Consider the following 12,183-nt stretch of genomic DNA (forward strand, 5'->3'; position numbering starts at 1 on the left):
GCCGACTATTCAGCCGCGATCGGGGCCTCGGTTTCCGGGCCGCGGGCCAGGTTGCGCAGGACGTAGGGCATGACGCCGCCGGCCAGCAGATAGTCCATCTCGGTCTGGTTATCGATGCGGCAGCGGACCGGGAAGCGGGCCATCTTGCCGTCCGACGGGCGGAACAGCTCGACCCACAGGTCCTGACGCGGACGCAGCTTGCCGACATTGGCGTCGGACAGGCCGCGGATGGTGACGATCTCCTCGCCGGTCAGACCCAGCTTCTGCCAGCCGTCCTGTTTGAACTGCAGCGGCACGACGCCCATGCCGACCAGGTTCGAACGGTGGATGCGCTCGAAGCTTTCGGCGATGACGGCGCGAACGCCCAGCAGGCGCGTGCCCTTGGCCGCCCAGTCGCGCGACGAGCCGGTGCCGTATTCCTTGCCGGCGAAGACGACCAGCGGCCGGCCTTCCGACTGGTAACGCATGGCGGCGTCATAGATCGACATGGTGTCGTTCGACGGGAAATGCTTGGTGACGCCGCCCTCGATCTCGGGCGTGATCCGGTTCTTGATCCGGATATTGGCGAAGGTGCCGCGCATCATGACTTCGTGGTTGCCACGGCGGGCGCCGTAGCTGTTGAACTCGGCCGCCTCGACGCCGTGGTTCGTCAGATAGACGCCGGCGGGCGAGGTCTTCTTGATCGAACCGGCCGGGGAGATGTGGTCGGTGGTGATCGAGTCGCCGAAGATGGCCAGGACGCGGGCCTCGACGATGTCCTGGACCGGCGTCAGGTCCATCGACAGGCCTTCGAAGTAGGGCGGGTTGGCGACATAGGTGGAGGCGTCGTCCCACTCATAGGTCTGGCCGCCCGTGACCTTGATCGCCTGCCAGTGTTTGTCGCCCTTGAACACGTCCTTGTAGCGTTTGGCGAACATGGCCGGGGTGACCGACTTCTTCTGGATGTCGGCGATCTCCTGCGAGGTCGGCCAGACATCCTTCAGGAAGACGTCATTGCCCTTCTTGTCCTGGCCGATCGGATCCTTGGTGATGTCGATCCGCATCGAGCCGGCGATGGCGTAGGCCACGACCAGCGGCGGCGAGGCCAGATAGTTGGCCTGGACGTCCGGGTTCACCCGGCCTTCGAAGTTGCGGTTGCCCGACAGGACCGAGGTGGCGACCAGGGCGTTGTCGTTGATCGCCTTCGAGATCGCCGGATCCAGCGGGCCCGAGTTGCCGATACAGGTGGTGCAGCCGTAGCCGACCAGGTTGAAGCCCAGGGCGTCCAGGTCCTTTTGCAGGCCGGCGTCGGTCAGATAGTCGGTGACGACCTGCGAGCCGGGGGCCAGCGAGGTCTTGACCCAGGGCTTGGCCTTCAGGCCCAGGGCATGGGCCTTGCGCGCCACCAGACCGGCGGCGATCAGGACCGACGGGTTGGAGGTGTTGGTGCAGGAGGTGATGGCCGCGATCACGACGTCGCCGTCGCCGACGGTGAACTTCTCACCCTCGACAGCCGCGCGCGGGGCGTCGGTCGGACGGGCGAAGACATCGACCAGGGCCGTTTCGAAGGCCGGGGCGGCCGTGGTCAGTTCGACGCGGTCCTGGGGACGCTTGGGACCGGCCAGCGACGGCACGACGGTGGCCAGGTCCAGTTCCAGCACGTCGGTGAAGACCGGGTCTTCCGAGGTCTCGTCGATCCACAGGCCCTGGGCCTTGGCATAGGCTTCGACCAGGGCGACGCGCGCCTTGTCGCGGCCGGTCGAGGTCAGATAGCCGATGGTCGCGGCCGAGACGGGGAAGAAGCCGCAGGTGGCGCCATATTCCGGGGCCATGTTGGCGATGGTCGCCTGGTCTTCGATGGTCATGTTCGGCAGGGCGTCGCCGAAGAATTCGACGAACTTGCCGACCACGCCCTTCTTGCGCAGCATCTGGGTGACGGTCAGCACCAGGTCGGTCGCGGTCGTGCCTTCCGGCAGACGGCCGGTCAGCTTGAAGCCGATGACCTCGGGGATCAGCATCGGGATCGGCTGGCCCAGCATGGCGGCCTCGGCCTCGATGCCGCCGACGCCCCAGCCCAGGACGGCCAGGCCGTTGATCATGGTGGTGTGCGAGTCAGTGCCGACGACGGTGTCGGGATAGGCGACCGTCTTCTTGCCCTCTTCCAGGGTCCAGACGGTCTGGGCCAGGTTCTCCAGGTTCACCTGGTGGCAGATGCCGGTGCCGGGGGGCACGACGCGGAAGTTGTTGAAGGCCGACGAACCCCAGCGCAGGAAGTTGTAGCGTTCGATGTTGCGCTCATATTCGCGCTCGACGTTCTGGCCGAAGGCCTTGGCCGTGCCGAAGTGATCGACCATGACCGAGTGGTCGATGACCAGATCGACTGGAACCAGCGGATTGATCTTGGCGGCGTCGGCGCCCAGGGCGCTCATGGCGTCGCGCATGGCGGCCAGATCGACCACGGCGGGAACTCCGGTGAAGTCCTGCATCAGGACGCGGGCCGGACGGAAGGCGATCTCGTGCTCGACCGAGCCCTTGTTCTCGACCCAGGCGGCGACGGCCTTCAGGTCGTCCTGCGTCACCGAGACGCCGTCTTCGTTGCGGAGCAGGTTCTCCAGCAGCACCTTCATCGAGCGCGGCAGACGGGAAATCCCGGTCAGACCGGCTTCCTCGGCGGCCGGAAGGCTGTAATAGGCGTATTTCTTGCGCCCGACGGAAAGGTCCTGGCGGGTGTTGAAGCTGTCGGTGGACGGCATGGAGAGTTTTCCTCTGTTCAGCGCCGCCCGACAATCCGGTTGCGCCTTCGCGCGACAGACGCAGCGGCTCACAGGGCCCCTGCGCGCGCGGCGAAAGCCTGCTGCGGCAATCGTGCCTATAGTCCGCTCATCGCGCACCGTCCATGTGTCCACACCCTCGACGCGGACATTGAGAAAGGTTCTCAAAACAAAGGCGTTCTTCTCCCTCCCCTTCATGGGGAGGGACGATCGCGCAGCGATCAGGGTGGGGCCGTCAGGATCGCATCGGCGGACACGCCCCCACCCGGGCTCGGCTGACGCCTCGCCGTCCCTCCCCATGAAGGGGAGGGAGACTTCGTCATGATCCACGCCCTCTCGATCTCCGACCTGACCGTCTCTCGCGGCGAGCGCCTGCTGTTCCAGGGTCTCGACCTGCGCCTCCAAGCCGGCGAAGCCGTGGTGCTGACGGGCGCAAACGGCGCAGGCAAGACCAGTCTGCTGCGAACCATCGCCGGCCTGTTGCGTCCCGACGCCGGAGAGGTCGCCTTCCACGACGGCGACGGCAATCCGCTGGACGAGCGGCTGGCGCGCGGCCGCGAAACCCATTTTCTGGGCCACCAGGACGGGCTGAAGACCGGGCGGACGGCGCGCGAGGAGCTGGGTTTCCAGTGCGACTGGCTGGGTCACGTCCAATGCGGCCTGGACGATGCGGTCGAAGCCTTCGGCCTCGCTCCCCTCCTGGACCTTGAAGTCCGCCGCCTGTCCGCCGGTCAACGCCGCCGCCTCGCCATGGGCCGGCTGGTCGGCTCGCCGCGCGCCCTGTGGCTGCTGGACGAGCCCATGGCCCCGCTGGACACCCGCTGGCGCGCCGTCTTCGCCGACCAGATGCGCCGCCATCTCGACGCCGACGGCCTGATTCTCGCCGCCGTCCACGACCCCCTGCCCCTCCCGGCCCGCACCCTGGACCTGGGAGGCCTGACGTGAGTTGGTCCTTCTTCATCGACGAGTCCGGTCAGGATCGTCGCGCCTCGCCATATGAGGTGCTGGCGGCCATCGGGGTCGAGGACCGCCGCATCTGGCCTTTGATCAGACAACTGTCCGATGCTCAGGCCCACTTCTTCGGCATGCGGCTTTTCGAGGCCTATGGACGCGAAGCCAAGGCTCAGAAGCTGCTCAACGCCAAGACCTTCCGGCTCGCCGGGCAGATGCCATCCTTCGACCATGCCGAGCGCACCCGGTTGGCAAACGAAGCCTTGATGGACGGCGCGCATCCGACGACCGAACGACTGACCGCCCTCGGCCAAGCGAAGATCGCCTACTGCCGTTTCGCCTTAAAGCTCGCGCGCCGCCAGAAGGCCCAGGTCTTCGCCACCATCGTTCCTCGCACTGCGCCCAGGCCGGACGACTTCAACGCCTTGCGCAAGGACTATGCCTATTTGTTCGAGCGGATCTTCTACTTCCTGAACGGGTTGGAGGAGGAGCCCATGGGCTATCTGGTCTTCGACGAGATTGACCGGAGCGCCTGTCATATCCTGCTGGGACAGGTCTCGAACTATTTCGTGCGCACGGCAAATGGACGGACCCGGGCGCGCCTGATCATTCCCGAACCCTTCTTCGTTCACAGCGACCTGACCACCCTCGTCCAACTGGCGGACATCATGGCCTATGTGATCAGTTGGGGCGTAAGGCTGCGAAGCATGAACGAACCGGCGCGCGCTGAACTGTCGCTTATCGCCGACGACGTATTGGCCCTGAGGTTCGCGCGACGCCTCGCCGGCGGGGAATGGCAATCCGGCTTCAAGATCATCAACGACCTTAGGCCTGCCGGCGGGGCCCGAAATTGAAAAAGGCAATGCTCCCGTTTCCGGTCACAAAGCCTCCAAAAGGCAATATCGTGATCTCGCCCCGCAGTGTCAACGTCGGAGCAGGCGAATGAGCTCGGACGCCGAACCCCGCCCGCCCGGCCTGCGCGGCGCGACGCGCGTGCTGCTGGAGCGGGAGTTGGATCTGGCCTGGAGCGGCGGGGGCGGCCCCCTGCTGGCCTGCGGCTTTTTCATCTGTCTGACCGCTGTCCTGCCCCTGGCCGTGGGCGGCGATCCGCGCACGCTTTCGCCCGTGGCCGGCGGGATCGCCTGGCTGGCTCTGGCCCTGGCCTCGCTGCTGTCGCTGGAGCGGCTGTTCGAGCGGGATCTGGAGGATGGGGCGCTGGACCTGTTGGCGCTCGGCCATCTGCCGCTGGAATCGGTCGTCCTGATCAAGGCCCTGGCCCAATGGATCGCCGTCGGCCTGCCCCTGGCCCTGACCGCGCCGGTCGCGGCCCTGGCCCTGGGCCTGCCGCCGGCCTTGATCCCGCTCACCGCCCTGTCGGCCCTGATCGGCGGGGCGGGCTTCGCCTTTACCGGAACCCTGGGCGCCGCCCTGGCTCTGGGGGCGAAGCGGGGCGGCCTGCTGATCGCCGTCGTGGTCCTGCCCCTGTTCATTCCGCCCGTGGTCTTCGGCGCCGGAGCGCTGGAACGCGCCGCCTCGGGCCAGTCGCCCGCTCCGGCCCTGGCCTTCCTGGGCGCCTATGTCCTGTTCGCCGGCGTCATTGCCGCCTTCGCCGGGGCGGCGGCGGTCAGGAACGCCCAGGGATGACCCGCACGATGCGCCGCTTGCCCGCTGCGGCGCCGCCGCGTAATCGCTGAAACCATGTTCGGCCTGTCCAACCCGCAGCGTTTCATGGCCTTCACCGGCCCCTTGACGCCCGTGCTCTGGGCGGTCGCCGCCGTGCTGCTGGCCGTGGGCGCCTGGCTCAGTTTCACCGTCCCCGCCGACTATCAGCAGGGCGACACGGTGCGGATCATGTTCGTCCATGTGCCCGCCGCCGTCTGGGGCCTGGGCGCCTACGCCGCCTTGGGCGTCTCCAGCTTCTTCGCCCTGGTGTTCCGCCACGCCCTGGCCGACGCCGCCGCCCGGGCCGCCGCCCTGCCCGGCGCCGCCTTCACGGCCCTGGCCCTGTTCACCGGCTCGCTGTGGGGCCAGCCGATGTGGGGGACCTGGTGGGTGTGGGACGCGCGCCTGACCAGCGTGCTGGTCCTGTTCCTCTTCTACCTCGGCTATATGGCGCTGCGGGCCTCGATCGACGATGAGCAAAAGGGGGCGCGCGCCGCCGCCGTGCTCGGCCTGGTCGGCCTGATCAACCTGCCCATCGTCAAGTTCTCGGTCGACTGGTGGAACACCCTGCACCAGCCGGCCAGCTTCCTGACCCCTGGATCGTCAGGCCTGGACCCGGTCTATCTGCCGCCCTTCCTGACCATGCTGGCGGCCTATGGCGCGCTGTTCGCGGCTCTGTGGCTGACGGCGATCCGCACCGAGATCCGCCGCCGCCGCGTCCTGAGCCTGCGCGCCCGCCAAGCCCTGGAGGCCTAGGATGCCCGATCTCGACATGACCCCCTACGCCGCCTTCGTCTGGCCCGCCTGGGGCGTCAGCGCCCTGGTCCTGACCGCCCTGACCGCCCGCGCCGTGATCGCCTCGCGCAAATGGAAGCGCGAGCTGGACCAGCTGAACGCCGACGCGCCGTCCGAAACGACGGACACCCCTCGTCCTCAAGTAGCGCGAAGCGCGATAGGGCCCCAAGAAAGTCCTCAAGTAGCGCGAAGCGCGATAGGACCAAAAAAGTGAACCGCTGGCTGGCCCTCCTGCCCCTGGTGGTGCTCAGCGCCCTCGCCGCCCTGTTCATCGGTTGGTCGCTGAAGCGCGATCCGGCCTTCAAGCCCGACGCCATGGTCGGCCAGCCCATCCCCGAAACCGTCCTGCCCATGCTGACCGGCGACACCGCCGGCCCCGGCAATCTGGACCTCAAGACGGCGGGCGTCGGCCGGCCCATGCTGGTCAATGTCTTCGCCTCCTGGTGCGCGCCGTGCCGGATCGAACACCCAAAACTGCTGGCCCTGAAGGCGCGCGGGATCGCCGTCGTCGGCGTCGCCTACAAGGACGAGCCGGTCGCCACCCGCGCCTTCCTGGACGAGATGGGCGATCCCTATTCCATGGTTCTGGTGGACCGCGAGGGTCGGGCCGGCCTGGACCTGGGCATATCCGGCGTGCCCGAGACCTTCGCCGTCGACGCCATGGGCCGGATCACCGCCAAACAGTCCGGCCCCCTGCTGAACGACGCCGACATCGAGCGTCTGGTGGCCTCTATGCAGGCGCCCGCCAGACCCTTGCCGAGCCCCCTGCCGAACGAAAAAGCGCGTTAACCCTTTTTCGAGACGCCTTGTTAACGATTGATCGCTCCGAATGCGTTAACGATTGGGCATGAGCGCGATTCGCCCAGGTTTGCCGCAGTCCTTGCCCACGCCCGTGGGCGGCGCTCCGTCTGCGCGAAACGCCCAGGCCGCCTTCTTCCGCACCGCGCTGAACCAAGTCCAGGCGGCCCAGGTTCAAACCACCCCGATCCAGGTTCAGGCCCAGACGACCGCCGCCAACCCGACCCGCACGGTCGCGCCGGCGCCCGCCGCAGACGGGGAAACGCCCCGGATCATGCGCCCGGGCACCTATCTCGACATCAAGGTCTGATCGGCGTCGCGCCCAACTGCAGCCGGCAGGCGTCCGCCCCGGACGCCCCGACCGCCAGCGCGGCTCGCCGGCCCTCTCCGAAACCATCCAGAGTGCGATAGCCTCAGGATCGCCCTAGCTCATCCCGCCTTACGGGCCAGGGCCTGAAGCCGGGGTCGCACCTTCAGAAACACCCGATAGGCGGCTTCCAGCCCCGCCAGCACCACCGGCGCGCGCGCCGCCAGCCCGAGGGGCCGCAGCAGGGGAATGGCCCGCCACATGGCCGCAAAGGCCGCAGCTCCCGACAGCAGCCGCCCGTCCTCGCTGGCGTGGAACCGGGCCAGCAGGGCGTCACGATCCAGAGGACAGGACACGTCGTCGCCCGAGGCCACATCGACGAACTGGATCGCGTCCCGGCGATCCAGCCGCCGCATCAGCGCGATCTCGCGACGACACAGCGGGCAACCGCCGTCGTACCAGACGAGCAGCGGGGTCTTGATTGGATTTGGGGGCAAGGAAGAGCTCCAGTCACAGACGACGACGGCCTTCCGGGGGCGCTGCGTAGTCGCAATCCTATACGCAAATTTCTATAATCTGGATCAGACGCCGCCCCGATCGATGACCGATGGCCGATACGATGGATGCCGAAATGACCGACCGCCCCGCGCTGCCGCCCCTCGCCCGCATCCTGGGTTTCGCCGGTCTGCTGCCCCAGGCGGCGGCGGTCGCGGTCCTGATCTTCGGCGGGCCGGACGTCCGGTTCGCAGCCCTCAGCCTCGCCTATGCCTACGCCGCCCTGATCTTCAGCTTCCTGGGCGGGGTCTGGTGGGGCCTAGCCGCGACTGCGCGAGCACAAGCGCCCCGCTGGGTCTGGATCGCCGCCGTGGCTCCGTCCCTGCTGGCCCTGGCGACGGTCTGGCCCTGGGCGAGCGGCCAGACCTGGCCCGGCCCATCCCTGATCGTCCTGGGCGTCTGCCTCGCCGCCAGCCTGACCGTCGATCTCCGGCTCAAGGCCGCCGGTCTGACGCCCCAGGGCTGGCTGGCCCTGCGCGCGCCCCTGTCGCTCGGACTGGGCGCCCTGACCCTCGCGGCCGGTCTGATCTAGGGCAAAAAAATCGGGGCCCGCCGCGAACGGCAGGCCCCTGATTTTGTCAGTCTCGACTTGGAGCGGGCGAAGAGATTCGAACTCTCGACCCCAACCTTGGCAAGGTTGTGCTCTACCACTGAGCTACGCCCGCACTCCGTAGGAGCTAGGTGCGCTCCCCGTCGAGGAGGGGGCGTATAGCGGAGGGTTGATCGGTCCTGCAAGAGGTTTTTTCGGGCTACCGTGCTTCGTCCGACTTGAGCAGGAAAAACGCCCGACGCCACACAACAGGAACACCCCCCGGCTCGCCGCCTGAGCGCCTTCGCGCTCAAGCAGCGAGCGACCGCGTCGCGAGCGTAGCGCCCCTTCCGCGCCTCAGCGCGGCGCCAGTCTGATAGCCCCGTCCAGCCGGATGCATTCGCCGTTGATATAGACGTTCCGGGCCAGCTCCAGCACCAGCGAAGCGTAGTCAGCGGGCGTGCCCAGGCGGCTGGGGAAGGGGATGGCGGCGGCCAGGGCGTCCTGGATCTTCTGGTCCATGCCGGCCATCATCGGCGTCCACATGATGCCCGGCAGGATGGTGTTGCAGCGCACCCCTTCCTGGGCCAGATCCCGCGCGATGGGCAGGGTCATGGCGTAGACCCCGCCCTTGGACGCCGAATAGGCCGCCTGGCCGATCTGGCCGTCCTGGGCCGCCACCGAGGCCGTATTGACGATCAGGCCGCGCTCGCCGTCCGCCATCGGCTCCAGCGTCACCATTCCGGCCGCCGACTGCGACAGGACGCGGAAAGTGCCGAACAGATTGACCCGCACCGTGCGTTCGAACTGGGCCATGTCGTGGGCCTTGATCTCGTCGGTGTCCTTCTTGCGCGAGACGGTCTTCATGCCGGTGGCGATGCCGGCGCAGTTGACGGTCAGCCGCTCCTGGCCGTGGGCGGCGCGGGCCTTGGCGAAGGCGGCGGCGACCGAGGCGTCGTCGGTCACGTCGACCTGGCAGAAGACGCCGCCGATTTCCTTAGCGATCTCTTCGCCGCGTTCGGCGTTCAGATCGAACAGGGCGACCCGCGCCCCGGTGGCGGCGATGGCGCGCGCCGTGCCTTCGCCCAGCCCCGAAGCGCCGCCCGTGACCACCGCAGACATGCTATTGTCGAGTTTCATCGCGTGCGTTCCTATGTTTCATTGAACCTGAGTTTCGTTTGAGGATTTAGCGGCCATGACCGCCAAAGCCAAACCCGCCGATCCCGCCGACGCCCTGGACCCGCGAAAGGCCCTGGTCCCGTCCGTGGTCAAGGTCAACGAGGCGCGCGTGAGCAGTGGCTTCTGGCCCAAGATCACCCGCACGGCGGCCCGCATACCCTTCGCCGACCAGGCCCTGGCCGCCTGGTACGCCGCGCGCGATCCCGAGACGCCGATGGCGGCCAAGGGCATGATCTTCGCCGGCCTGGCCTATTTCGTCCTGCCCATTGACGCCATTCCCGACATCTTCGCGGGCATCGGCTACACCGACGACGCCGCCGTGATCACGGCGGTCCTCGCCATGGTCGGCGCCAACATCAAACGCCGCCATCGGGACCAGGCCGAGGACGCGGTCCAGCGGCTGAAGGGCAAATAAAACCTTCCCCCGCTTGCGGGGGAAGTGTCAGGCCGTGGCGCGCAGCGACACGCCTGACGATGGGGGAAGTCTTCCTTTGAGCGACACTCCCCTCTCCGACCCTGGTTCGCTTCGCGAACGCCGGGCCACCTCTCCCGCAAGCGGGAGAGGGTCTGATTCAATCCCCCACGACCACCACGATCTTGCCCAGGGCCTGACGGTCCCCCAGCGCCTTGATCGCCGCCCCGGCCTTCTCCAGCGGGAAGGTCTGCGACACGCGCGGCTTGATCTTGCCCTCGGCGTACATCTGCATCAGCTCGGCCATGTTGGCGGCGTGGGCTTTCGGATCGCGCGCCACGGCCGCGCCCCAGAAGACCCCGATCACCGACACCGACTTCAGCAGGGTCAGGTTCAGCGGCAGGGACGGAATCCCCGCCGGGAAACCGACCACCAGATACCGCCCGTTCCAGTCCATGGCCCGCAGCGCCGGTTCGGCGTAGTCGCCGCCCACCGCGTCATAGACCACGTCCGCGCCGTCACGCCCCGTCGCCAGTTTGAACTCGCCCGACAGCTCCTTCTGCCCCGCCTTGTCCATCGGCCCGGTCGGATAGATCAGACCGTTGTCGGCCCCCAGGTCCAGGGCGAACTGGACCTTGTCGTTGGTCGAGGCGGCGGCGACCACGCGCGCCCCCATCGCCTTGCCCAGTTCGACGGCGGCGGCGCCCACGCCCCCGGCCGCGCCCAGCACCAGCAGCGTCTCGCCGGGCTTCAGCTGCGCCCGGTCTTTCAGCGCATAATAGCTGGTGCCATAGGTCATGATCAGGGCCGCCGCCTCCTCGAAGCTCATGGCCTCGGGAATGGGAATGACCGTCTCGGCCTTGACCGCCAACCGTTCGACCAGCCCGCCCCAGCCGGGCACGGCGATGACCCGGTCGCCCTTGCGAACCCCTTTGACGCCCTCGCCCACCGCCTCGACCACGCCGGCCACTTCCGCGCCGGGCGAGAAGGGCCGTTCGGGCCGGAACTGGTATTTGTCCTCGATGATCAGGGTGTCGGGAAAGTTGATCCCCACGGCCTTGACCTCGATCACCACCTCGCCCGCCTTGGGCGTGGGATCGAGCACGTCCTCGACCACGAGCGTTTCGGGACCACCGGGCGACTTGGACAGGACTGCGCGCATTCTTCCTCCCTTGGGCCTATCGCGCTTCGCGCGACTTGAGGCCCGTTTGTGTTCGACCGTCATGGCGCGGCCTTCATCGCGACGCTAAAGAGCGCCACGCCCGATTGAAAGAGGCGACAGAAGCAGGCTCAGGAAGACGACATGACCGCCCTCATCCTCCACGGCGGCGCCGGCGCCCGGCGCGAACGCAACTATGACGCCGAGGTCGTGCATATGCGCCAGGTGGTCGAGGCCATGAAGACGCGGCTGGACGCGGGCGACAGCGCCCTGGACGTGGCCGTGGCGGCGGTGACCCTGCTCGAGGATTCCGGCCTCTATGTCGCCGGCAAGGGCGCCTCTCCCAATCTGGCCGGCGCCTATGAGCTGGACGCCAGCCTGATGGACGGCGCCACCCGCCGGGCCGGCGCCGTCGCCGCCCTCCAGGGCTTCCGCAACCCCGTCGTCGCCGCCCGCGCCGTCATGGACCGCACCCCCCACGTCATGCTGGTCGGCGAGGGCGCGGCCCTGTTCGCCCATGATCAAGGGCTTGAGCCCATCGCCGACGAGGCCGCCTGGTACACCGGCGCCGGCCAGGGCGAGGACAATCATCCGCCCGGAACCCTCAGCCACGGCACAGTCGGCTGCTGCGTGCTGGACAGCCAGGGCCGCCTCGCCGCCGCCACCTCGACCGCCGGGGTGTTCGGCAAGATGCCGGGTCGCGTCGGCGACACCCCCATCCCCGCCGCCGGAACCTGGGCCGACGGCCATGCCGCCGCCTCCTGCACCGGCCAGGGCGAATATTTCATCCGCGTCGCCGCCGCCGCCCAGGTCGCCTGGCGCGTCGCCGCCGGCCAGACCCTGACCGCCGCCACCCAGGCCGTCATCGACCAGATCGGCGGCCTTGACGGAGAAGGGGGGGGCGGCGACGGCGGAATGATCGCCCTGGACGCCGCCGGAAACATCGCCTGCCCCTTCAACAGCCAGGGCATGAAACGCGCCTGGCTGACCCCCGGGGGCGAGATCGGGGTCGAGGTGTTCGGGCGCTGAGCTGAGGCCCAGATTCGAAGCGCCGTTCTGGAAGCGCCCACGAAAAAGGGCGGCGAG

The 12,183-nt window shown here is 68.2% G+C and carries 14 protein-coding genes and 1 tRNA gene; 10 read left to right on the top strand and 5 right to left on the bottom strand.

From position 1 onward, the window contains the following. Nucleotides 1-5: 5 nt before the first annotated feature. Complete coding sequence (gene acnA / locus OU998_RS16140; RefSeq protein ID WP_267514674.1) at nt 6-2,732, bottom strand: aconitate hydratase AcnA; 2,727 nt, start codon at nt 2,730-2,732, stop codon at nt 6-8. A 339-nt stretch (nt 2,733-3,071) separates the two neighbouring features. Here acnA and ccmA point away from each other — a divergent pair, with 339 nt between their 5' ends. The 7 genes from ccmA (at nt 3,072) to OU998_RS16175 (ending at nt 7,266) form a co-directional block, all read left to right on the top strand. Further along, a complete protein-coding gene (gene ccmA, locus OU998_RS16145) occupies nt 3,072-3,695 on the top strand; it encodes a heme ABC exporter ATP-binding protein CcmA (protein ID WP_267514675.1) in 624 nt (207 codons plus the stop codon). Next, nucleotides 3,692-4,555 (top strand): DUF3800 domain-containing protein, encoded by an 864-nt coding sequence (locus OU998_RS16150; RefSeq protein ID WP_267514676.1) that lies wholly within the window; start codon nt 3,692-3,694, stop codon nt 4,553-4,555. Before ccmA ends, OU998_RS16150 begins: the two co-directional genes overlap by 4 nt. Before the next feature lie 88 nt (nt 4,556-4,643). Then, the gene (gene ccmB / locus OU998_RS16155; protein ID WP_267514677.1) at nt 4,644-5,345 is read left to right on the top strand and encodes a heme exporter protein CcmB; all 702 of its coding nucleotides are present in this window, start codon (nt 4,644-4,646) and stop codon (nt 5,343-5,345) included. Nucleotides 5,346-5,399: 54 nt separating this feature from the next. Further along, nucleotides 5,400-6,119, top strand: coding sequence for a heme ABC transporter permease (locus tag OU998_RS16160; RefSeq protein ID WP_267514678.1), 720 nt, complete (start codon nt 5,400-5,402; stop codon nt 6,117-6,119). A gap of 1 nt (nt 6,120) precedes the next feature. Then, the gene (ccmD, locus tag OU998_RS16165) at nt 6,121-6,372 is read left to right on the top strand and encodes a heme exporter protein CcmD (RefSeq protein WP_267514679.1); all 252 of its coding nucleotides are present in this window, start codon (nt 6,121-6,123) and stop codon (nt 6,370-6,372) included. Then, nucleotides 6,369-6,947 carry a DsbE family thiol:disulfide interchange protein gene (locus OU998_RS16170; protein ID WP_267514680.1) on the top strand — a complete coding sequence of 193 codons (579 nt, stop codon included), beginning with the start codon at nt 6,369-6,371 and terminating at the stop codon, nt 6,945-6,947. Before ccmD ends, OU998_RS16170 begins: the two co-directional genes overlap by 4 nt. A gap of 58 nt (nt 6,948-7,005) precedes the next feature. Beyond that, complete coding sequence (locus OU998_RS16175) at nt 7,006-7,266, top strand: hypothetical protein (RefSeq protein WP_267514681.1); 261 nt, start codon at nt 7,006-7,008, stop codon at nt 7,264-7,266. A gap of 119 nt (nt 7,267-7,385) precedes the next feature. On the opposite strand, the gene OU998_RS16180 is transcribed toward OU998_RS16175, so the two are convergent. Beyond that, on the bottom strand, nt 7,386-7,760 hold the full coding sequence (locus OU998_RS16180) for a thiol-disulfide oxidoreductase DCC family protein (protein ID WP_267514682.1): 375 nt from the start codon (nt 7,758-7,760) through the stop codon (nt 7,386-7,388). Nucleotides 7,761-7,894: 134 nt separating this feature from the next. On the opposite strand from OU998_RS16180, the gene OU998_RS16185 reads away from it, so the two are divergent. Then, entirely contained in the window at nt 7,895-8,350 is a 456-nt protein-coding gene (locus OU998_RS16185) for a DUF3429 domain-containing protein (RefSeq protein ID WP_267514683.1), read from the top strand. Nucleotides 8,351-8,408: 58 nt separating this feature from the next. Here the strand turns inward: OU998_RS16185 and OU998_RS16190 are convergent. Both OU998_RS16190 and OU998_RS16195 read right to left on the bottom strand, forming a co-directional pair. After that, nucleotides 8,409-8,483: transfer RNA gene (locus OU998_RS16190), tRNA-Gly, on the bottom strand. A gap of 221 nt (nt 8,484-8,704) precedes the next feature. Next, entirely contained in the window at nt 8,705-9,487 is a 783-nt protein-coding gene (locus tag OU998_RS16195) for an SDR family NAD(P)-dependent oxidoreductase (RefSeq protein ID WP_267514684.1), read from the bottom strand. A 55-nt stretch (nt 9,488-9,542) separates the two neighbouring features. Here OU998_RS16195 and OU998_RS16200 point away from each other — a divergent pair, with 55 nt between their 5' ends. Next, a complete protein-coding gene (locus OU998_RS16200; protein ID WP_267514685.1) occupies nt 9,543-9,941 on the top strand; it encodes a YkvA family protein in 399 nt (132 codons plus the stop codon). Nucleotides 9,942-10,098: 157 nt separating this feature from the next. On the opposite strand, the gene OU998_RS16205 is transcribed toward OU998_RS16200, so the two are convergent. Further along, nucleotides 10,099-11,100, bottom strand: coding sequence for an NADPH:quinone oxidoreductase family protein (locus tag OU998_RS16205; RefSeq protein WP_267514686.1), 1,002 nt, complete (start codon nt 11,098-11,100; stop codon nt 10,099-10,101). A gap of 141 nt (nt 11,101-11,241) precedes the next feature. Between OU998_RS16205 and OU998_RS16210 the strand changes: the two genes are divergently transcribed. After that, nucleotides 11,242-12,126 (top strand): isoaspartyl peptidase/L-asparaginase family protein, encoded by an 885-nt coding sequence (locus tag OU998_RS16210; protein ID WP_267514687.1) that lies wholly within the window; start codon nt 11,242-11,244, stop codon nt 12,124-12,126. Nucleotides 12,127-12,183: the final 57 nt, after the last annotated feature.

This window comes from Brevundimonas sp. SL130, assembly GCF_026625805.1.
In the GTDB taxonomy this organism is placed as follows: Bacteria; Pseudomonadota; Alphaproteobacteria; order Caulobacterales; family Caulobacteraceae; genus Brevundimonas.